Source organism: Mesorhizobium kowhaii (assembly GCF_042431665.1).
Lineage (GTDB): Bacteria > Pseudomonadota > Alphaproteobacteria > Rhizobiales > Rhizobiaceae > Mesorhizobium > Mesorhizobium kowhaii.
This window is the reverse complement of the sequence record NZ_JBHLYT010000002.1, coordinates 19,121-40,561: the sequence shown is the minus strand read 5'-3', so window position 1 is coordinate 40,561 and position 21,441 is coordinate 19,121. Positions and strand designations below refer to the sequence as shown.

General features: G+C 61.4%; 18 protein-coding genes. 9 read left to right on the top strand and 9 right to left on the bottom strand.

The window, feature by feature from the left end:
* Positions 1–16 precede the first annotated feature (16 nt).
* From ACFFNA_RS00920 to ACFFNA_RS00910, 3 genes are all read right to left on the bottom strand, one after another.
* Positions 17–6,331, bottom strand: a complete 6,315-nt coding sequence (locus ACFFNA_RS00920; protein WP_378914899.1) for an RHS repeat-associated core domain-containing protein — start codon at positions 6,329–6,331, stop codon at positions 17–19.
* Between the two features lie 222 nt (positions 6,332–6,553).
* Positions 6,554–7,894 carry a hybrid sensor histidine kinase/response regulator gene (locus ACFFNA_RS00915; protein WP_378914897.1) on the bottom strand — a complete coding sequence of 447 codons (1,341 nt, stop codon included), beginning with the start codon at positions 7,892–7,894 and terminating at the stop codon, positions 6,554–6,556.
* Position 7,895: 1 nt separating this feature from the next.
* Positions 7,896–9,080 carry an FIST N-terminal domain-containing protein gene (locus tag ACFFNA_RS00910; RefSeq protein WP_378914895.1) on the bottom strand — a complete coding sequence of 395 codons (1,185 nt, stop codon included), beginning with the start codon at positions 9,078–9,080 and terminating at the stop codon, positions 7,896–7,898.
* Positions 9,081–9,328: 248 nt separating this feature from the next.
* Between ACFFNA_RS00910 and ACFFNA_RS00905 the strand changes: the two genes are divergently transcribed.
* From ACFFNA_RS00905 to ACFFNA_RS00890, 4 genes are all read left to right on the top strand, one after another.
* Positions 9,329–9,829, top strand: coding sequence for a (2Fe-2S)-binding protein (locus ACFFNA_RS00905; RefSeq protein ID WP_378914893.1), 501 nt, complete (start codon positions 9,329–9,331; stop codon positions 9,827–9,829).
* Positions 9,830–9,947: 118 nt separating this feature from the next.
* Complete coding sequence (locus tag ACFFNA_RS00900) at positions 9,948–12,299, top strand: xanthine dehydrogenase family protein molybdopterin-binding subunit (protein WP_378914891.1); 2,352 nt, start codon at positions 9,948–9,950, stop codon at positions 12,297–12,299.
* Positions 12,300–12,310: 11 nt separating this feature from the next.
* Positions 12,311–13,108: an FAD binding domain-containing protein gene (locus ACFFNA_RS00895; RefSeq protein ID WP_378914889.1), complete on the top strand. Its 798-nt coding sequence runs from the start codon at positions 12,311–12,313 to the stop codon at positions 13,106–13,108.
* Between the two features lie 399 nt (positions 13,109–13,507).
* Positions 13,508–14,530, top strand: coding sequence for an acyltransferase family protein (locus tag ACFFNA_RS00890; RefSeq protein ID WP_378914887.1), 1,023 nt, complete (start codon positions 13,508–13,510; stop codon positions 14,528–14,530).
* Positions 14,531–14,571: 41 nt separating this feature from the next.
* Here the strand turns inward: ACFFNA_RS00890 and ACFFNA_RS00885 are convergent, their stop codons facing one another.
* The 3 genes from ACFFNA_RS00885 to ACFFNA_RS00875 form a co-directional block, all read right to left on the bottom strand.
* Entirely contained in the window at positions 14,572–15,057 is a 486-nt protein-coding gene (locus ACFFNA_RS00885; protein ID WP_378914885.1) for an SRPBCC family protein, read from the bottom strand.
* Between the two features lie 69 nt (positions 15,058–15,126).
* A complete protein-coding gene (locus ACFFNA_RS00880) occupies positions 15,127–15,624 on the bottom strand; it encodes a GNAT family N-acetyltransferase (protein ID WP_378914883.1) in 498 nt (165 codons plus the stop codon).
* Positions 15,621–16,421, bottom strand: coding sequence for a copper homeostasis protein CutC (locus tag ACFFNA_RS00875; protein WP_111547406.1), 801 nt, complete (start codon positions 16,419–16,421; stop codon positions 15,621–15,623). The genes ACFFNA_RS00880 and ACFFNA_RS00875 overlap by 4 nt, the downstream gene beginning before the upstream one ends.
* A 169-nt stretch (positions 16,422–16,590) precedes the next feature.
* Here ACFFNA_RS00875 and ACFFNA_RS00870 point away from each other — a divergent pair, with 169 nt between their 5' ends.
* Together ACFFNA_RS00870 and ACFFNA_RS00865 are read left to right on the top strand one after the other, a co-directional pair.
* Complete coding sequence (locus ACFFNA_RS00870) at positions 16,591–17,019, top strand: SRPBCC family protein (protein ID WP_378914881.1); 429 nt, start codon at positions 16,591–16,593, stop codon at positions 17,017–17,019.
* A gap of 105 nt (positions 17,020–17,124) precedes the next feature.
* Positions 17,125–17,580, top strand: a complete 456-nt coding sequence (locus ACFFNA_RS00865) for a carboxymuconolactone decarboxylase family protein (protein WP_378914879.1) — start codon at positions 17,125–17,127, stop codon at positions 17,578–17,580.
* A gap of 69 nt (positions 17,581–17,649) precedes the next feature.
* On the opposite strand, the gene ACFFNA_RS00860 is transcribed toward ACFFNA_RS00865, so the two are convergent.
* Together ACFFNA_RS00860 and ACFFNA_RS00855 are read right to left on the bottom strand one after the other, a co-directional pair.
* The gene (locus ACFFNA_RS00860; protein ID WP_111547403.1) at positions 17,650–18,081 is read right to left on the bottom strand and encodes a cupin domain-containing protein; all 432 of its coding nucleotides are present in this window, start codon (positions 18,079–18,081) and stop codon (positions 17,650–17,652) included.
* 118 nt (positions 18,082–18,199) lie between these two features.
* Positions 18,200–19,033, bottom strand: coding sequence for a PA3715 family protein (locus ACFFNA_RS00855; protein WP_378914877.1), 834 nt, complete (start codon positions 19,031–19,033; stop codon positions 18,200–18,202).
* A gap of 308 nt (positions 19,034–19,341) precedes the next feature.
* On the opposite strand from ACFFNA_RS00855, the gene ACFFNA_RS00850 reads away from it, so the two are divergent.
* A complete protein-coding gene (locus tag ACFFNA_RS00850) occupies positions 19,342–19,653 on the top strand; it encodes a hypothetical protein (RefSeq protein ID WP_146606171.1) in 312 nt (103 codons plus the stop codon).
* Between the two features lie 15 nt (positions 19,654–19,668).
* Here ACFFNA_RS00850 and ACFFNA_RS00845 read toward each other — a convergent pair whose 3' ends face one another.
* Positions 19,669–19,857: a hypothetical protein gene (locus ACFFNA_RS00845; protein WP_378914875.1), complete on the bottom strand. Its 189-nt coding sequence runs from the start codon at positions 19,855–19,857 to the stop codon at positions 19,669–19,671.
* A gap of 466 nt (positions 19,858–20,323) precedes the next feature.
* Here ACFFNA_RS00845 and ACFFNA_RS00840 point away from each other — a divergent pair, with 466 nt between their 5' ends.
* A complete protein-coding gene (locus ACFFNA_RS00840) occupies positions 20,324–20,626 on the top strand; it encodes a DUF1330 domain-containing protein (protein ID WP_378914873.1) in 303 nt (100 codons plus the stop codon).
* A 247-nt stretch (positions 20,627–20,873) separates the two neighbouring features.
* Entirely contained in the window at positions 20,874–21,224 is a 351-nt protein-coding gene (locus ACFFNA_RS00835; RefSeq protein WP_378914871.1) for a hypothetical protein, read from the top strand.
* The last annotated feature ends 217 nt before the right edge of the window (positions 21,225–21,441 follow it).

Sequence of the window (21,441 nt, the reverse complement as noted above, 5' to 3'; positions counted from 1 at the left end):
TGCTGTAGATGGTCTCTTAGTACGACGCTCGCGGACTCACGTTGGTGGTTTGACCACTTCCGCTCGCTCCCGGACCAGGTCCTCCGCTCCCTCCCGAACCCGATCCCCCAGACTGGGATGGGCCACTAGGCGTTCTTGTCGGCGTGTTTCCCGGCAGGCCAAGATAACCGCCAAAATAGTCTTTAGATCTCTTTGTGTTTCGTGCGGCCTCCGACGGATTGATACCCCCATATACTTGGGTAGCATAACTGACGGCATACTCCCTTACCAGAGTTCCTCTGGGAAGCGAGGTGGTTCGCTGGAACGCTGTCATCCGATAGTGCTGTGAAGCTGTTACTGATATTGACGGAGCCATATTGCGGTTATAACCAGGCAAATCTCTTACAGCAGCGTCTTGAACGATATGGTGGGCTTGCCTGGTTTCGTTGTTGGTCGCGCTTTGTGCTAGCGCTTTATTTTGAGCCTGGACCTCTTTGTAGGTGTCCCACGTTCTTGCCGATACACTCGGACCTGTTGGGTTTGGAGCAGGTGCGGATAGCCCTAAATCCGGCGGACTGCTAATTATTGCACCGGCTATTAGACCTTCGGTCATCTTCATGGCAGCATAGGCTACCGCCATGCCGCCTAAAGCCGCAACGCGCCCTCGTGGATCTTCTGCCAAGGTCGCAACAAGACTCTGGTGCCCGTTCGGATCACTCTTGTTGACCGGATCATTCTGGGCATATGCGTATCCATTTGTACCAACCCCAGGCAGCGTCGGATCCCAATCATCCGGCGAAATGAACCGCCCCAGCACCGGATCCATGTACCTGGCGTTGAGATACAGCAGCCCTGTCTCGGGATCGAAGCGCTCGCCGATGTAGGACTTTTGCGTCTGGAATCCGGTGTTGAGGCGCTCGCCATAGCTGGCGTAGTTGGTCTGCTCGAAAATGGCGCCGGCGGCATCGGTGACCATGCGGACCGAGGCCAGATGGTCGCGGTGCAGGAAGTATATGGCGCCGTTGACGACCTTGATGTCGGGATGGGGATAGCGGGTGTAGATTTCCGCTCCCGGTGTTTTCGGATCGATCTCGACGGAGGCGTCGGGATAGAGCGTGGTGGCGAAAGCGGAGGTCTTCTTCGCCCGCGCTCCGTCTGGCCCATAGGCGAGATTGACGGTGTTGGATGAGAGCGTGACGGTCTTCAGCCGGTTGGCCTCGTCCCAAATGAGCGTTCTGGCGCCGTCTGATGTCATGTTTCCATTGGCGTCATAGGCCAGCGTCTTCGCGCCGACAGTGACCGGCGCATGCGGACGAGCTGCGCCCCCCGAGGGGTAGACATAGGTGCCCACCCGCGTTCGTGAGGTCATGTTGTCGTTGGCGGCATAGACGAAGTTTTCGTCGAGCGCGTTGTTGCCGGCATTGTTGGATGAGGTCAGCCGGTCGGCGCCGTCATAGACATAAGTCCAGCTGTCGGCGGGCGTCCGCCCGGTGATGGCGATAATCCGGCCAAGGGTGTCACGCGCATACTGATCGTCGAGCAGGACGGTGGCGCCTTTTTCCGTTTTGACGCGCGTTAGCCAGCGGCGGTACGGAGAATAGGTGAAGGAGGTCTTCACGCCGTTGGCGTAGGTGATCTCCTTGGTCTGGCCATCCGCCTCGTAAACGGTTGAGGCGATGAAGCCGGGAGCCGAGTAGAGCCTGTTGCCGGCGGTGTATTGCAGCGGGTTGTCCGAGGTGCCGAACTCCAACTGCGCCGGGTAATACACCTTCCTCACGGTCTGGCCGGAGCGATCATGGACGTCGTAGGTGGCATGCTGGAGGATGGGGCTGGCAAAGTCCGTGACCTGACGAGCGAGCTTGCCAAGACCGTCATAGTTGTAACCCTGCGTCGCAGCAGCATTCTGTGACGTGGTGAGCTGGCCGATGTTGTAGTAGCCAGCCAATGCTTGGTCATAGGTATTCTGTGCCAGTGTCACCGTGCTGCCGCCGGGTGCTGTCGCTGTCTTCAGCGTCAGCCGGTCCATCTGGTCATAGGCCAATGTCGTGACCGTGCCCCTGGCATCGGTCTGGCTGACCAGCCGGTTGGCGCCGTCATAGGAATAGGTCCAGGTGCCCAGATCGGGATCCGAGGCCGACAGCCGGTTGCCGAGCATGTCGTAGGTGTAGGTCCAGTCCGCACCGCCGGGATCGGTGACGCCGATCAAGCGGCCGAGCGGGTCGTAGTTGCGCCGCTCCACCAAGATGAGGCCGGTGCCATCGCGCGCGATGGCCACCGTTTCGCCATGCACCCAATTGTAGGTATCGGTCCTGTGGCCGAGTTCGTCGGTGGCAAGCACGCCCTGGAAGCGAGGGTTCGTGATCCCGGTGGAGCCGTTGAGAACCTGGGCATAGGTGCGCTGGCTGGCATCCGGATTGACCGTCTTCACCAGCCGGTCGGCCCAGTCATAGGAGTTGGTGGTCCACTGCGCCGCCTCGCCGTCGAAATGCGGGAAGGCGGTGCGCAGCACATTGCCGCGCAGGTCGTACTCGGTCTCGGTGAAGCGCCTTGCGGCAGCCGCCGTATCGCCGGGGGTTTCCACGCGATAGACCCGGCCGAGCCCGTCATAGCGAGAGACGGTAAAATCCTCACCCGCGTTATTGGGCAGCGACGTGTATTTGATCAGCCGCTGATTGTTCGGATCACCTTCACTGAAGAATTGCGTCTTGACATAGGCGCCGGTCACACTCTGCGACACCTGCAAAGGTCGGCAGAACGCATCATAGGTGAAGGTTTTGACCAGGCCGTTGAAGTCGGTTTTGGTCGCCGGCAGGCCGCACGTAGGATTGTACGTTGCCCTTGAGACAAAGCGCGTGTCGGCCTGTCCGCAGGTCGCGAAGTATTTCGGCGCTCGCTCGGTTATGGGATAGAGGTGATAAGTGGTGTCGTAATCCCACTCGGTCCTGTGGCAGAGGTCTGTCGCCACAGTCCTGTTGCCGTAGCTGTCATAAGTGAAGAACTGATTTGTTGCCTTCTGCGGTGTTCCGTAGAGATCATTGTAGTCAACCGTCCACGTCAGGTCGCCATCCACCGGGGCGTCGCTGGTGTCGGTGCTGCCGTCGTAGAAGTTCAAGTGATAGCGCAGGATAGGCAAGGCATCGTCCATGCCCGCCCGCACGCTCTCGGCGCGGGGCAGCGACACGATGTAGGCCCCCGTGTTGGCGACGAAGCGCCGCGACGTCCAGGTCTCGTCGCCGCTGGTGTCGGTGCGACCATAGTCCCTGATCTCGGTGATGTTGTTATAGGCGTCGAAGTCCCGCTCGACCCTGGTCGACAGCGAGCCGTTCTCGGTCAGCGTCGTGTCGGTGGAGGTGTTTTGCACCCAATAGGGTTTTGTCGCCGTGTTGACCGCATAGGTCTCGGCCACCCGCTTGTGCACCACGCCGGCGCCATCCTTCCACAGCGTCAGCGACGGCAGGCCGTAGCTGGCTAGGTCCTGGCGATACGTCGTCTCGATCTTCGAGGGTGCCGCCGTCTCGCCATTGGCCAGCGGCCTGGTCTCGACGATCGAGGCAAAGCCCAAAAACTTGCGCGCCGCCGGATCGTACTTGCCGCCGGCATAGGTGTAGGTGCTCACCGCCGTCTGGCCGCGGCCATCGCCGACCGACAGCTTCAATACGGCATGTACGACCTGCGGCAGGTAGTTGTTTTGCCAGGTCGATGACGGCGCATAGTCGACCGCGACTGTTCCGCCGAGTTCTGTCGTTATGTTCCGCAGCAGGTTCGGATTGCCGCCATTGGCGTTGGAGATGAACATGTTGTTGTAGTCGGTGAAATCGGGCAGGCCGTCGCCGTTGAAGTCGCCGACAACGTCGCCGACAGGGCCAATCGCTCCCGCAGAACCAGAAGCAATGTATGCGGTGGATGAAGAAGGCCGGAGAGAGAAGACCTCTATCGCGCGCGTATAATCCGAGCCAACTGTGAAATCGCTCAGGGTGAAGACGTCCGTCTTCCCGTCGTTATCAAAATCACGAAATATTGCGTCGCGACCCCAAACATTGGTAGCGGCTGCGTAGCTTTTAAAGCCAACCCCTGTCGACAGGTACACTGTGATTTGATTGTCATAGGTGGCGTAGCGGGCAACATCAGTTGCGCCGTCACCATTTATGTCGGCAAATACGCAAGTGCCAGCGCTAGATGTAGAGCCACTGCAATCGATTCCGGATGACGTTCCGCCAGCTTGCCATACTCCACTCGTCAGGACGCCTTTCTGGATGGAGGTTCCCGTTATGAACAAAGGCTGCTGCTTGCCATTGCCGAGAAAGTCCCCGAGGCCCACAATCGTATTGGAGGTAGAGCCACCCTTCAAATCCAGCGTGTCAACTCCATCCCCGTTGTGATCCGCAACGACATACGGAGTTGCAACTACAGAGTTCTGATAATTTGCGACTGGAGGCGAAACGGTATCGCCCGGAGCTACGCTGCTCGGATTCAATATGGGCAGACTGGCGCATATCGCTTCATAACCAGCCGGTGGGCTCGCCCCACAACCGACGTTGGTTAGAGCAAGCTGCGGGTCAGTCAAAATGAGATAGCTAGAAACAGAGCGTGTGTAGGTTACTCTCCCGGTGGCCCCGTCTGTGTATGCTGAAGAGTGTATAAGATATCCGGCAAAATCAGATGTATTCTTCAGGCTTTTGAAACGGCCATGTTCATGAAATATATTATCTGCAATCGGAATATTATTTGCATCGTAAGGTTTGTAATCAATCGACGTGCCAACACCAACCGTTTTTATGTCGCTTGGCGTGCCGTTCTGGCCAAATTTTATAATTCGTTCATACCTGTTCCTTGTGGTCGTTGTATGTGTCGTATGGTCCCCGCCGCTCGTTGTCCAGGTCGCTTCAGAATATTCTCCAAACAGTTCATCGCGGCCGTCAAAGTCGAGATCGCCAACTTCTCGCGGGTTGACGTATTGCGAAGCACCGTCGGGGGCAGAGCTGGGCGCGATGTGCTCGAAGATCGGTGTGTTGATGGTCGTGTAGTTCCAGCCCGCGTTTTGATATGTCATCTGGCCGAGGACTTTTGCGGTGCCGCCGGTGATGGTGCCGTCGGCGGTGCCGGTGGCGTCGGTGCCGTAGCGGGTGACCTGGGTCAGGCGCGAGGTGCCGGAGAATGGCGCCTGGTCATAGATCAGCTTATAGGCGCTGCGCACCACGCCGTTGACCGTCACGCCGATCGTCTTGATGCGTTGGCTGGTCACCGAGATATCACGGCCATTGCCCATCAGGATTGGGTCGGGCCGCGTCTCGTAATAGAACAGGACGGAGACACCGTTGTAGCTGATGCTGGCGGGGTAGCAGACCGGGCTGGGCAGGCAAGTATAGCTGTAAGTGACCTTGTTGTTGTTGGTGTCGGTGACCGAGGTCAGCAGCCAGCGATAACGCATGGCAAGGTCATAGGCTGTGCCGGCAGCTGGCGTCAGGTTGGCCACCGCAGCCACCGAGCTAAAGGTCGAGACAGTGCCGTCGCGATCGGTCACCTTCCATTCATTGGTGGCGTCGATGCGCGTGACGCGGCGATAGGATTCATTCTCCGTCGCATGCGTGCCGCCGGTCGAGCAGGACGGAGACACCATGCCAGCGACACAGGCGACCATGGCCTGACCATCGAGCAGATAGACATCGGTCGCATCGAAGTTCGGCATGCCATAGCCTGGGCTTGCCCGCTCGATGACATCGAAGCCATCGAGCCCCCAGGCATAGCCGAGCCAGCCCTGGTAGAGGCCGCCAAGCTTGGTCTTGCGTGAAGAGTTGTAGGTGAGTGTTATCTGCGGCTCGATACCATGGAAGGCGGGAACATCGATGCCGATGGTATAGCCGAGATTGCCATTGCCGGCAGTCTTCGGCAGGTCTACCTTCGGCGTGCCGACGGCCTCGGGATCGCCGCTGTCGGTCGTAGCAGTAGCGGCTGCCGCCTGTGCCGCGGCCGGCTCCTCAGGCGCGGCTTCGGTATCGGTCGTCTTCGCTGTCGTACCGTCTGCCGCCTTGCTGTCGGTTGCCTCGGCATCGGCCGGCTCGGCGCCGATCTTCGCCGCCGCATCCGGACTGCTGGCGGCCGCTCCACCCGCCCCTGCATCCGCACCCGGTGTCGCAGTGGGCGACGCTGACGTGCCGTCCGTCGGCTGCCCGTTGCCCAGTGCCGCTCCACCATTGCCGAAGCCCGCAGGCGCACCAGGTTGAGGCGAAGTGCCTTGCTCCTCTTGCGCAAGAGCACCTATCCCTGCATTTCCTCTAATATAAGAAACAAACGATGTATCCGCGCCGAATACACCAGCGGCAAGAAAAGCCGCGCCAACAAGCAACCGCTTCATGAATTCCCCCGACCCAGTTGCTTATAGATACTCCTCCTTCACTTGGCCGATACGACACCAGCTCGTCACAACACAAATATCCACAGAATTATTTGCGGGCGCGCGATTCCTCCAGACGATCGGATAATGCGGGATAAGGATCTAAAGCGCGTCGCGCTTTAGATCTCTGTTTTTATGCATGTCGTTGTCCCAAAACCGCTGCGCACTTTTGGGCGACATGCATCAAGCCAGCAAATGCGCCAGCAGCGCCCTCAACTGCGCCGGCTTCAGCGGTTTGCGCATCAGTTCGATGCCGCCCGCGCGCGCCGCTTTGGCGACGGCTTCGGAACTGTCGGCGGTGACGATCAGGGCCGGCACGGCGCGGCCGAGATAGTCGCGGACCTCGGCGATGGTGGCGGTGCCGAGATCGCCGCCGTCGAGATGCTGGTCGGCAATGACGATGTCGGGCACCCAGTCGGTGTCGCCAAGCATGTCCAGCGCGTCGTCGGTCGAGGTCGCGGCCCGCACCAGGCATTGCCAGCGCTCGAGCAGGAAGGTCATGGCCTGCAGCACCTCGACATCGTTCTCGATCAGCAGCACCTTGGTGCCGAACAGGCCGTAGCCGCGCGGCCGTTCCATGTCGGCGCTGTTGGCGATGGCGTCGGCCGGGGCGCCGATGCCGACGGGAACATCGATGTGGAAGATCGTGCCGCGGCCGACCTTCGATGAAAATGTCACGGGATGGCCGAGCGCACTGGCCATGCGGCGCACGATGGCAAGCCCGAGCCCGAGACCGCCGCCGTCTAGTTCTGCATTGGCCGGCGAGGTGCCCCGGTGGAATTCCTCGAACACCGCCTCGCGCTGGTCTTCGGGAATGCCGCAGCCGGTATCGGCGACGTCGATGCGGATGGTGTCGCCGCGATGCCTGGTGCCGACAAGCACGCCGCCCGAGCGTGTATAGCCCAGCGCATTGGAGAGAATGTTCTGCAGGATGCGGCGCAACAGCGTGCGGTCGGAGCGGACCACGGCGTTGACCGGCCTGAATTTCAGCGACAACCCCTTCAGTTCCGCCACTGGCTGGAAATCCGAGCGCAGCGACGAGAACAGCGCTTCGAGGCTGACGTCGCTAGTGTCGGGTTGCACCACGCCGGCGTCGAGCTTGGAGATGTCGAGCAGCGTGCGCAGCAGGTCCTCCATCGTCTCCAGCGAGCGCTCGACCTGCCGCACCAGCTTCCTGCCCTCGTCGCTGGTCTGCACTTCGGCCAACGCCGAAACCGAGAGGTGGGCAGCGTTCAGCGGCTGCAGCACGTCGTGGCTGGCGGCGGCAAGGAAGCGGGTCTTCGACAGGTTCGCCAGTTCGGCGTTTTCCTTGGCGGCACTGAGGTCGATGTTCGACTGCTCCAGCCGGCGCAAGGTCGAGTGCAGCTCCTCGGTGCGCGTACGCACCCGATTTTCCAGCGAAATCGCGGTCTGGAACAGCGAGAAGGCATTGCCTTGCTGGTCCATCGATCGCTCGACGCGGCTGACCAGTGCCGCGTTGATCTTCTTCAGCTTTTCAAGGTCGTTTATGTCCCTCAGCGGCATCTTATTCCGCCGCCTGTCGTTGGCCAAAGGCGATGCCGGTGAAGGTCTGGTTCAAATGCATCGACCGGTACTGTTCGCCATAGGTGCCGAAGCCGATGACATTGTTGACCCGGTAGAGCTCCGAGATGTCGCGAAAGACCTGGCGGTTGCGCGCGTCCAGCCGGCGCAGCACGCAGTCGAAGCCGAGGATCATGTCGATGCCGCCAAGCCGCTCCTCGACATCCCGCAGTGCCGCGCGCGTCGATTCGACCATGTCCTTGGGCTGGGCGATCGACAGCACGACGCCGTCGTCTATGGCGCAGAAGAACGACAGCGAGCCGTCGGGATGCATCTTCTGGATCGACCGGCAATAATATTCGCCGCCCACCTTCACCACCACCGGATGCGAAGCAAAACTCAGCGGCGTCAGCGTCTGCGGGACAATGCCGACGGATGCGGCATATTCCTCCGCGGCGTTGGTGGCGTTGAACTCGCGCACGATGCGGTGATCGGGATCGGACGCCGTGACCACCAGCTTCTCGTCGGTGGGAACGAAATTGTCGGTCTTGAAGACGTGGAAGGGAATTTCGGTGGCGATCAGCACGATGATGGCGCTGTCGGAGGTGACCTTGCCGTTCCAGATCAGGCGCGTCGTCTCGAACTTCAGGTCGTCGCCAGCCGAGCCGCCGAGCAGCGGTATGTCGTCGAGGCCCCAGTGGATGGCCGAACTCACCGCTTCCTCGGCATAGGAAAGCCCGTCGATGAAGCAGAGCGCGAACGTGCCTTTGGTGCGGTCGCAACCCAGGCGCGCGCGCAGCGACCGCCGCAAAGCCTCGACCTCGCTGGTGATGCTGTCCATGCCCGACGAGGACAGGTTGTCGACCATCACGCTGACGGCGGTGAACGCGGCGGACGGAAGCAGCATGGCGAGCACATGGCCGTCCTCGAGGCCCTGCGGCGTGATCTCGCCGGCGGTCGAGCAGCCCGCGTGGTGGAGCGCCGGTGCGTGGGTCATCAGCGCCTGGGAAAGAGTGTCGGCCTCGACAAGGCTCTGGGAAAAGAACAGCAGGGCGAAGCCGGCATCGATTGCCGCAGCCTCCAACGCGATCGCAGTGGCGAACGCGTCCATGTCGGGCTCATCCGTGGTGAGCGCCGACAGGCCGCATGCATAGCGCGTCCGTGAACTGGCCAGCTGCGTTCTCCGCATTTCCTCCGACGCTGTTTTATGCGCGTCGGGCGCGCGGGCGTCTGACAACATTGTTGCCCTCAAACCATGTTTTGGCAATGGGGCGACCGGGGCTTCACGTTTGGGCTCGGCCATGACCGAAAGTACAATGTAACGATTTTTAGACGTGCTGTTTTTTGTCCGTTGTGCAGTGTACGAATAACGCATGGCCGAAGCGCCAACACCGCGTCGGCAGCGTGATGACCAAGGTTGATACCCAGGGAGGAACCATGTCGGACGTTTCGTTGATAGTGAACGGAAAGCGGGTCAGCGGTGCTGCCGAGGACCGAACACTTCTGGTTCACTTCCTGCGGGAGAATCTCGGTCTTACCGGAACGCATGTCGGTTGCGATACCTCGCAATGCGGCGCCTGCGTCGTCCATGTCGACGGCAAGGCGGTCAAGTCCTGCTCGATGCTCGCGGTGCAGGCTTCGGGCTCGACCGTGGTGACGATCGAGGGCCTGGCCAATGGCGCCGATCTGCATCCGGTGCAGGCCGCCTTCAAGGAACATCACGGGCTGCAGTGCGGCTTCTGCACGCCGGGCATGATCATGACGGCGACCGACATGATCAACCGCCACCCCGAAGGCCTCGACGAAGCGACGGTGCGCACCGAGCTCGAAGGTAATATCTGCCGCTGCACCGGCTACCACAACATCGTCAAGGCGATCCTCGCCGCATCGAAGACGATGTCCAAGGGGTCGAAAGGCAAAGCGAAACAGGCTGCGTGAGATAGACAAGGCAGTAGGGCAGTAAGGCAGTAAGGCAGTAGGGAACCAGCAGCCAATTTCCCTACTGCCTTACTGCCCTACTCACCTGCTCCCCTAAAATTTTCGGGAGGAATTTCTGATGGGCATTGAAGGTGTTGGCGCTCGGGTTGCGCGCAAGGAAGACAAACGATTCATCACCGGCGCCGGCCGCTATGTCGACGACATGGTGGTTCCCGGCATGAAGCACGCGGCCTTCGTGCGCAGCCCGCACGCGCATGCGCAGATCAAGAAGATCGACGTCAAAAAGGCGCAAGCCATGCCCGGCGTCATCGGCGTGCTGACCGGCAAGGAGCTCAAGGCCGACGGCATCGGCAACCTCATCTGCGGCTGGATGATCCATTCCAAGGATGGCTCGCCGATGAAGATGGGGGCGTGGTCGCCACTCGCTTTCGACCGGGTCCGCTATGTCGGCGATGCCGTCGTGGTCGTCGTGGCCGAGACCAAGGGGCAGGCGCGCGACGCTGCCGAGGCGGTCGAGATCACCTACAAGGAGCTCAAGGCCGTCGTCGATGCGTCGAAGGCGATGGACAAGGGCGCGCCGCAGATCCACCCCGAGGCCGACAACAACCTGATCTTCGACTGGGACATCGGCAATGCCGACGAGACGGCCGCGGCCTTCAAGAAGGCGGCCCATGTCGTCAAGATGGACATCATCAACAATCGCCTCGTGCCCAATGCCATGGAGCCGCGCGCGGCTCTTGGCCACTACGACAAGGCCGAGGATCACTACACCTGCTGGACGACGTCACAGAACCCGCATGTGGCGCGGCTGGTGATGAGCGCCTTCTACAATGTCGCGCCGGAAAACAAGCTGCGCGTCATAGCGCCCGATGTCGGCGGCGGCTTCGGCTCGAAGATCTACATCTATCCCGAAGAGATCGTCTGCCTGTGGGCGTCGAAGAAGACCGGCGTGCCGGTCAAATGGGTGGCCGATCGCACCGAGAGCTTTCTTACCGACGCGCATGGCCGCGACCATCACACCCATGCTGAAATGGCCTTCGACAATGATCACAGGATTCTCGGCCTGAAGGTCGAAACCAAGGCCAATCTCGGCGCCTACATGTCGCTGTTCTCGTCGGCGACGCCGACCTACCTCTATGCGACGCTGCTGTCGGGCCAGTACAACATCCCCGCCATCCACGCCAATGTGAAGGCGATCTACACCAACACCGCGCCGGTCGATGCCTATCGCGGGGCAGGGCGGCCGGAAGCAACCTTCGTCATGGAGCGCATGATGGAGACCGCTGCGCGCCAGTTCGGCGTCTCACCCGCCGAGTTGCGCCGCAAGAACTTCATCACCTCGTTCCCGCACCAGACTCCGGTCATCATGTGCTACGACGCCGGCGACTATGCCGCTTCGCTCGACGCGGCGATGCAGGCGTCGGACTATGCCGGCTTTGCCAAGCGCAAGGCCGCCGCCGCCAAGAAGGGGCTGCTGCGCGGCATCGGCATGAGCTGCTACATCGAGGCCTGCGGCATCGCGCCGTCGGCGGCTGTCGGCAGTCTTGGCGCCGGCGTCGGCTTATGGGAATCGGCGGAAGTGCGCGTCAATGCCGTCGGCACGATCGAGGTGCTGACCGGCTCGCACAGCCATGGCCAGGGCCATGAGACGACTTTCGCGCAACTGGTCAACGAGCGCTTCGGCGTGCCGCTCGATTCCGTCTCGATCGTCCATGGCGACACCGACAAGGTGCAGATGGGCATGGGCACCTATGGCTCGCGCTCCGGCGCGGTCGGCATGTCGGCCATCGTCAAGGCGCTCGACAAGGTCGAGGCCAAGGCCAAGAAGATCGCCGCCCACCTGCTCGAGGCGGACGAGGGCGACATCATCATCGAGAACGGCGCGTTGAAAGTGGCCGGCACTGACAAGAACGTGCCATGGTTCCAGATGGCGCTCGCTGCCTACACCGCCCACAATCTGCCGGGCGGCATGGAGCCCGGGCTGAAGGAGACGGCTTTCTATGATCCGTCGAACTTCACCTTTCCGGCCGGCTGCTACATCTGCGAGGTCGAGGTCGACCCGGAAACCGGCATGACCGAGATCATCCAGTTCGTCGCCGCCGATGATTTCGGCAACATCATCAACCCGATGATCGTCGAGGGCCAGGTGCATGGCGGGCTGGCGCAAGGCATCGGCCAGGCGCTGCTCGAAGGCGCCCACTATGACAACAGCGGCCAGCTGCTGACCGCGAGCTACATGGACTACACCATGCCGCGCGCCGGCGACCTGCCGTCGTTCAAGGTCTCGACCTCGAACACGCCATGCCCGGGCAATCCGCTTGGCATCAAGGGCTGCGGCGAGGCCGGCGCCATCGGCTCGCCGCCGGCGGTGATCAACGCCATCACCGACGCCATCGGCAGCAACGATCTTGCCATGCCGGCATCGCCGTCCACCGTGTGGGCAGCGATTCGTGCGACGACGAAACACTGAGGAGGAAGAGCATGTATTCGGTCAACTATCACCGCGCCGCCTCGGTCGCCGATGCCGCCAAGCTGATCAAGGCGGGTGACGCCAAGCTGCTTTCGGGCGGCATGACGCTGATCCCGGCGATGAAGACGCGGCTTGCCGCGCCCTCCGACCTTGTCGACCTGTCGAAGATCAAGGAGCTGCAGGGCGTCAAGGTGTCGGGCAAGACGGTCACCATCGGTGCTGCCTCCACGCATTTTGACGTTGCCAATGACGAGAAGCTGAAGAAGGCCTGCCCGGCGCTTGCCCATCTGGCGTCGCTGATCGGCGATCCGGCGGTGCGCCACCGGGGCACAATCGGCGGCTCGATCGCCAACAACGATCCGGCGGCCGACTATCCGGCGGCGTTGCTGGCGCTCGGCGCCACCATCGTTACCAACAAGCGCGCGATCGCCGCCGACAAGTTCTTCAAGGGTCTGTTCGAGACGTCGTTGAAGGACGGCGAGATCATCACCGCGGTAAGCTTCACCGCGCCGGCCAAGGCGGCCTACGAAAAATTCCGCAACCCGGCCTCGCGCTATGCGATCGTCGGTGTGTTCGTGGCCAAGGGCAAGGATGGCGTCAGTGTCGCCGTCACCGGCGCCGGCGACGACGGCGTCTTCCGCTCGAAAGAGATCGAGGCAGCCCTGGCCAAGAATTTCGCGGCCTCGGCGCTCGAAGGCGTGAAGGTGCCGGCGAAGAATTTGATGACCGACATCCACGCCTCGGCCGATTACCGCGCCAATCTGATCGCGGTGATGGCCAAGCGCGCGGTGGCTGCCGCCAACGCCTGACGCTAGCGCGGTTCGCCGTTTCACGGACACGCCGAACCGCTCTATCTCTTTGTTTTGACGCAATTCCCTAGGGGAAGCGCTACGCGCTTTTCCAGGAAAACCGTTTCACAGTTTTCCTGGCATTGCTTAGCAGTGCGGACAAGGAAAGGGGCCACAGCGGCCCCTTTTCGCGTGCGGCGGCCTGTAGCTGTCCAGTTCCTGATGGAATCGCTCCGCGCACCAACCCTTTGTTTCAAACAGTCCGGACCGATACTTTCCCTGGACCCGCGCCAGCGGCAATCTCGCACTTGCACAAAGCGATATTGCACTGCACTATACCGGTGACCAAGCGCGAGCCGGGTTCGGGGTGTCATCACGACCTGCGACCCTTTTCGCATATTTCAATGCGAAGGGAGCGGCATGACCGACATCTCCGCGACGCATGTCGTCCCGTCCCGACCCGTCGCCGACAGAGCGGCCAGAACAAGACTGGCCTATCTCGATGGCTGGCGCGGCCTGTCGATCGCCCTGGTGCTGATCGGCCATTTCTTTCCCGTTCCCGGAATCAATCTGGGCGTGCTGGGCGTCGAATTCTTCTTCGTGCTCAGCGGCCGGCTGATGGGCGAGATCCTGTTCATCGAGCGCTACCCGCTGAAGAAATTCTTCAAGCGCCGCTTCTCCCGCATCTATCCGGCGCTTCTGGTTTTCGTGGTCGTCGTGATGATTGCGCTCTCCGGCACATTCATCGCCTTCAAATGGAAGGCGGCGCTGACCGCGCTGACATTCACCTACAATTATGCCGGCATCCTCGTTACGCGAGCGGGAGCGCTCGACCATATCTGGTCGCTCTGCATCGAGGAGCACGCCTATATCATCCTGGCGCTGATCAGCGTCGTCGTCCTAAGCCGCTCTCGCGTCGTCGTGCTGCTCCTGGCGCTGGCCTTGCTTGCCATGGCCAACGGCGCGGTTTCGTACTGGGTCTTCGGAATGGACTACGAAACCACCTACTGGCGCACCGATGTGCATATCGCGTCGATCCTGCTGTCGGCCTCGATCTGCCTGCTCAAGGCCGATGGCAGGCTGCCGGCGGTGTTCAGCGGCAAGCATGTGGCGCTGGCGGCATCGATCTGCGCCGTTCTGCTGTTCCTCGACCCGGTGCCGACGCCGATCCACTATCTCTTCGCGGTGCCGCTGCTGGCGCTGGCCGTCAACGCGCTCGATTTCAGCCCGCGCTATCTGACCGGATTGTTGTCCTCCTGGCCAATGGCAACGCTGGGGCTGTGGTCATATTCGCTCTATCTGTGGCAGCAGCCGTTCTACAAATTCGTCTACGAGCAAGGCAGCGCGCCGATCCCGATGCTGGCCGGGGTCTTTGTCTGTGCGCTCTGCAGCTACTACATCATCGAGCGACCGGCACGCGAATGGCTTAACCGCAACTGGTGACGTCTACACGGCAGTCGTATATTGGAATTTAGAGGCCGCGGTTAAGCCGATCGGCTCTTTTTATCGATCAGATACCGTCGCAGGCCGGCTTCACCACGCGGCGTTGTCCAGCGATGGTTCCAGGCGAAGGCCGGCCGCAGCAGCGGTGCGAGAAATTTGAGGATCGGTCTCAGCACCGTGACCTGCCAGGTCAATTGCACATGAGTGCCGGTGCCGGACGGCGACAATTCCGCCCGCCACAGCCCGTCGAAATCGCCAAGGGTTTTCACCACCACCAGCCGGCCGGGTTCGAGTTCAGCGGCCTCGATGATGAAGTTCAACTCGTAGGGCAGGGCGCCGCGAGCCCGTGCTCTTGCGCGCGAACCGATGGTCGCCTTGCCCTTCCTGTCGAGCGGCACCACCTCCTTGTAGACGTCGCCCCACCAGAGCGGCAGCAATTCGGCATCCGAGAGCACCTCCCACACTTCCTGCGGCGTGCCCTCAGGGATGTGCCAGCTTTCGTCGAAGCGGAAGACGTTGCTCGGCATCGCGTTTCCTCCGGTTGGCGGAAACATTCATTTTAGCTGCGGCGTCTTTGTGTGGCCAGCACCAGCGGGTCAGGCGGAGATTCGCCTGACGTAGTAGCGCACCGCCTTCTTGCCGCCGTGGATGACGGCGTCGCCGGCTTCGGCGAAGCCGAGTGCGGCGTGGAAGGCATCCGAGGCGGGGTTCGGCGGATTTGTGTTGACCTCGCAGGTGACCAGCGTGTGGCCGGCGCGCTCAACATGGCTGAACAGATCCTGATAGAGCCGGCGCGCATGGCCGCGGCCGCGCGCTTGTGCCGCCACGACGACACGGTCGACATAGACGAAGTGGGGGTAGCGTTCGCGGAACCAGACGAAATTCGGGCTGTCGTAATTGGCATCCTGGTCGAAGGTCATGATGAAGGCTTCGAGATCGCGGATGCGCCGCGTGTAAAACGCCTCGCCGAGCAGGAAGGACAGCCGTTCGGGCTCCAGCCACGACAGTTCGGCCGCGTGCTCGTTGTTGAGTGCAAGGATCGCCGCTTCGTCTTGCGCCGATACACGGCTGATCGGAGCAGGGGTCGCGCTCATGCCTTCGCAGCCGCAATGGTGGCCGCCACCAGGTCCGTGTCGGTCAAGGTGTTGCGGTATTCGCGGTCGAGGTCGGAGCCGCCCATGCCGACATGCGGGTTGCGGTAATCCATGGCGCTCGGTACGTCCTTGAGGGCGGCGAAATGCATTTCGGCCAGCCCGGTTTGTCTGCGCACCTCGGCGATGTTGCTGAGGTCAAGCCCGCCGCAGCCGAGGATGACGATGCGGTCGCCGGCCTGTCGCACCAGATCCGCCAATAGCGACATGCCCTCGACCGCCGTATCGCGCTGGCCACTGGTCAGCACGCGGCCGACCTTGCTGCGGATCAGCGCTTCGAGCGCCTCGACCGGGTCGCGCGTCATGTCGAAGGCGCGGTGGCAGGTGACGTTCAAGGAGCCGGCAGCCTTCGTCAATTCACTCATGCGCGCCTCGTCGATGGTTCCGTCGGCGTTCAGGCAGCCAAACACCACGCCGGGCACGCCGAGGTCGCGCAACGCGATGACATCGGCGAGCATCGAGGCGTATTCGGTGTCGCTGTAGAGAAAGTCGCCGCCGCGCGGCCGCACCATGACATGAAAGGGCACGGTCGCCTGGTCGAGGGCGGCGCGCACCGTGCCGAGGCTCGGCGTGACGCCGCCTTCGATGAGGCTGGCGCACAGTTCGACCCGGTCAGCGCCGGCAGCCTGTGCGGCCAGCAGGCCGTCAATGCCTTCGACACAGATTTCGATAAGCGGCAGGCGAGTTTCTTTGGTCAAGGGGGCGATCCAGTTCCATGATATCGCCGCCAGCCCTAGCATCAGGCCGGTTGGCGCGAAAGCGCGAACAGCGCGCCGCTATTTGGGCCAGGCGGCATTTCCCCGATTGACACTCTCATAACCAATAAGTTATGGATTTACCCATAGCCGGCGGGTTATTGATCTCGCTTGGACAACGCGGTTTCGTTCTTGATCGACAAGGAGAGTGGCCATGATTGAAACCAAATCGATCGTCGTCGAACGTCTGATCCCGCATGCGGCCGAAAAGATCTGGCGGGCGCTGACCGTGCCCGAGCTCGTCGCCGAATGGCTGATGCAGAATGACTTCGTGGCGGAAGAGGGACATCGGTTCACCTTGCGGGCGACGCCGGTGCCCGGCTGGTCCGGCGTGACAAACTGTGTGGTGCTGCGGGTCGAGGCGCCGCGCCTGCTGGCCTACAGCTGGGGTGACGGGACGGAATCGGACAGCGGGCTGAAAACGGTGGTGACCTGGTCGCTCACGCCCGAGGGCGCAGCAACCCGGGTGCGGATGGAGCAGTCGGGATTCCGGCCCGCCGATGAGCGCGGATATGTCGGCATGGGAAGCGGCTGGCCGCGTATCCTCGAGCGGCTCGAACAGGTCGCCGCAAAACAGGGCTGAAGCCCGACATCACCAGACGACACCCATCAAACTCAAAAGCCTGGATGCGCGGCATCCGGACCGACAAGACACGCCCTGATGAAACACCTCAAAAGGAGAAAGACCATGCAAGCAAGAATCAAGAATCCGGTGGTGCTCATTCCCGGCTCCCTGCAGGCGCTGCAGGCGCTGGATAAGTCGACCGAGGCGGCCGAATTGCCCTATGTGACGCGCAAGCTCATCCATCTGCGCGCCAGCCAGATCAATAGCTGCAGCCTCTGCGTCGACATGCATGCGCGCGAGTTGAGGAAGGCCGGCGAAAAGGACGAGCGTATCTTTGCCCTCGCGGCATGGCGGGAGACGCCGTACTTCACCGATGCCGAACGCGCGGCCCTGGCGCTGGCCGAGGCCGGCACAAGGCTCGCCGACCGGCCCGATGCGGTGCCGGACGATGTCTGGGACGAAGCCGCCCGGCACTATGACGAAAAGGCGCTTGCCGCCCTGGTCATCCAGATCGCCCTGATCAACGCCTTCAACCGGCTGAACGCCACGACGCGGCAGATGGTCGGCGCCTGGGGGTGAGCCCCGGGTCGGGTGGTTGTGCGCGACGCACACCTCCCGGCCCAACCGGTCGCGGATCACCCTTGGCCGCTACTGGCGCAACTCCGTGTTCTTGGCGCCTTCCTCGACCTGATCGATCACCAGCAGCTTGACCGGACCATCGCCGATGTTGGTGGCCTGGTGCCACTGGCCGATCATTTCGATGATGAAATCACCGGTCTTGTAGGTATTGCTGTTGCCGGTCTCGACATTGGTGACCTTCAGCGTCCCGGCCTGAACGTAGGCATAGCGCGGGAAGGGGTGCCTGTGGACCGGCAAGGTCGCACCCGGCGCGATGTCAAAAGTCGACACCAGAACCTGCACGTTCTTCTGCGGCAGCGTGATCGGCTGGCCGGATGCGGTTGTCGTGCGTGATGCCAGCGGCGTCACGACGACGGGGGTGCCGCTGCTGTCCAGCGCGAGGGCGGGGGGTGCAAATGACGCGACCGCCAGCAGCAGCCCTGACATCAGAATTTTTCGCATGATTCACTCCACCCCCGCGCCAGCATCGCTCGGCGGCCATCCGCATGCAAGGCATGCCCCTCACTCCGCTTGCGCCTTGTCCGATTGGAACGACGATCCATCGATGCGAGCGGCTTTCTCACGGCTCCATTGCCTTGAGCGCCGCCGGAACCGGATAGCGGCTGCCGTCGTAGCGCAGCCGGTAGGTCCGCTTCACGGACTTGCCGGGATGGGATTGGCACTCGCCATTCTTGTCGGGGGAGGGTTCGTCGGTATCCGCCCGCTCGACCACGATGATGTCGCGATAGCCGTGATGGCTCGCCGCGCCCATCGCCAGGCTGACCTGGCTGGAATGAAAGGATCCGGCGCAACTGGCGTCGCCTTCGCCGCCATTGCCGGCCACGGCAAGGCCACCGAGCACCAGACGCAGGGCATCGCCGGCGAGGGCATAGAGCCGCAAGCCGGTTTCGTTGAAAGGAGTGGCCTGCGAATGGGTTGCCAGTTCGATGCGCAGGCCAAAGGCCGTGACGTCGGGCGCCAGCCCATAGCGACCGGTATCGAATTCAACCTTGCGGATGGCGATGGCATCATCGGTCATCAGCCCGGGCTGGAGCAGGCGCTGGCGCACCTCCAGGCTCTTCCTGTCGACGACCAGAAGCTCGATATCGCCAACATGCCTGTCTTCGCTGGCTTCGACGCTGTCCATCAGCGGCACTGCGACCAGCAGCAGCTCATCATGGGCAGGCCAGATCTTGCAGACCAGGCCAAATGGCGTTTCGCCGTCTGGGAGCGTCAGCGGGATGCTGATATGGGGTTCGAGGGTCAACGAAGCGCCGTCGATGCTCCTCTGTGCCTTGGGATAGGCCTGCAGCACCAGGGCGACAACATCGCCGCAATCGCTGGCCGTGGCCCAGCCGGGCGACAGATCGGCAACGGCGAGGCCGAGGAAGAGGGTGCGCAACAATATTCGCATGGGATTCTCACGTCGCAGGGCCGAGTTCGCTTGGCGATCTGCGTGTACCACAGTTTCATTGCTGAATAGCTTTTGCGGGCATTGGATGTGACGAACGGTATTGTCGCCAGGGCTATTGCTCGCCAGGAGGCACCGGGGGCCGCCCGGCCTGTGCAGGCGGCTTCTGCCAAGCGCCTTATATTAGCTAGAAACGATATATTAACGGCTGTGATGCAGCCTTTCCCCAAGGGGACGGGAAACACCTCCTCATCGACGTTCCAACGCGCCCTTGGAGCAGCGGGACGCTTGACCAAATGCGGAGCAAACGCATGAGTGTCGGAACAGCTCTCGAACAATTGCTGCGGTTGATTTATCGCCGAGCCATGAAATTGGCGGCGTTGCCGGAGGATGAGAGGGATTCACACTACGATCTCATTCGCCTCTCATGTTGCGCGGCCGCCGAGCACATTGGGCAAAGTCCCGACGAGGCAGCCATCACGGCAAACGATATGGTTGCATTTGTTCGCGCACTGGTCGGGATCATTGAGGTGGGTTGCGGATCAGACCAAGCGCGAAGTGCCGATCTCCCGCCGCCGGCACGCCATTTTGGTAGCCGGGAGAATGGCACTACGCGCATCTAGGGATGGCGCTTAGTGTCATTGAGGGGATAGGTGGACGAGTTTCGGCGACCGCAGTTCCTGGGCCATTTTTGCTGCCTGGAAAGATGTCATCAAAACGAAGATAGACTCGCCCTCAGTCGGGTTGATCGTCAGGACCACACGGCCGAGCTCGTCGCTCATGGCGCAAGCCCAGTCTTTGACCGCGATCACCTCTTTCCCAGCCATATGTCCCACCGTCCCGCCATTCGATGCGCTTGCCCACGGTGGCGCTGATCGCCAACCTGTCATCGGTCGGTATTGATCTCCGGCGCCAAGCAGAGGATTCTGACCCGGCTGGCCCGTTAGTCAAGAGACTGCTAATATAAGCCGTTTGACTAAGGGGTGTCACAATGGAGTAGGGGGAGGAAGCGGAAATCGCTACTTTTAACATTGCTCGGGGCGATAGTCCGCGCAGGGCGCAAGTCGGAGCGGAATCGCGACTGGAAGCCGACTTTCGGTTAGCTCATTACGACGTTCACCAAGCCATCCGAAGACACCAGGAGAGCGGTGCTAGACGCGCGCTCGACTGGCATAAATATGCACTCATGCTAATGTAAGCGAAGCATGCAGCGATACGGGGCGGCCTCTTGTGCCGGGCTAAAGCTCGGAGCGCGCAAAGGTTCGGGCCGCTGTTGAGAAGGAGGGAGCACAAATGGCCGCCTATCTGATCGCGGATGTAGACATAAAAGACGCTGCCGTGTTCGAGGAATACCGGCGGGATGTGCCGGCCACCGAGGAGCGCTACGGTGGGCGATACCTGGGTCGTGGCGGTGCGACTAAGGTTCTGGAAGGTGATTGGGAGCCACACCGTTTGGTTATTATCGAATTCCCCGACATGGCGTCATTGATGGGCTGGTACAATTCGCCGGAATACGCCCGCCTTATCGAGATCCGCAAGCGTTGCGCAAGTACCAGAATCATTGCGCTCGAGGGGATCGCAGCACCCGCTGTGTGACGATGTCGTGGCTCACTTTGGCGCCGTCATCATCAGACGGAAGACCGGTCGTTTTTGCGCGAAGTCCGCACACCGCGAAAGCGGGTCTTTAGGGCCGGCAAACCAAGGACATCAGTCTTAATTGCGTGACTACTCTTGAGAGGGCGGCGCGGCTTGCAAGCATATGCGCCAATACTAATGTACGCGAAGCATGAATGAAGGAATGCAAGAGGATCGAACTGCCAAAGCTGGATTACGCGGAGGATATATGCGCAGGTCTGTCAAAATTCTCATCCCAGCCTTGGCCGTCGTTTCGACTGAGGTCATGGCTCATGAGTGGTATACGGGGAAGATGGACCCCGTCACAGGCTTTGACTGCTGCGCAGGGTCAGAGTGCGCACCGATCCCGGAATCTGAAGTCAAAGAAATGCCGGGCGGCTATATCTATCTCCCCACCGGCGAGTTCATCCCGTATCTTCGCGTACAGCATAGCCATGATTGGCAGTTCCACCGTTGCATCTATCAATCGGAATTTTTCAACCTGGATCAGGGAAGTTTCAGAAAGGGTGACACCCGCTGTTTCTTTGCGCCGCATACCGAGATCGGCGCTGCCTTTTAAGTCCGGGTTGGTGAGATCACGCCGAAGGTAAAGCGCTGACGGGACCGGTTTTTTTACCGGGGCGGTCCAGCAGCTTGCTAGGGGACTAGCGCGGTGGCCGCTGGGCCTGGGCATCTTTACGCCCAAGCAAATGGACGCGATGCGCGAAACCAAGGCCGAAAAGCCACAGCAGCCAATCATCATCCACCATATGCAAAATGTGCGTTCCGTTGGCGTC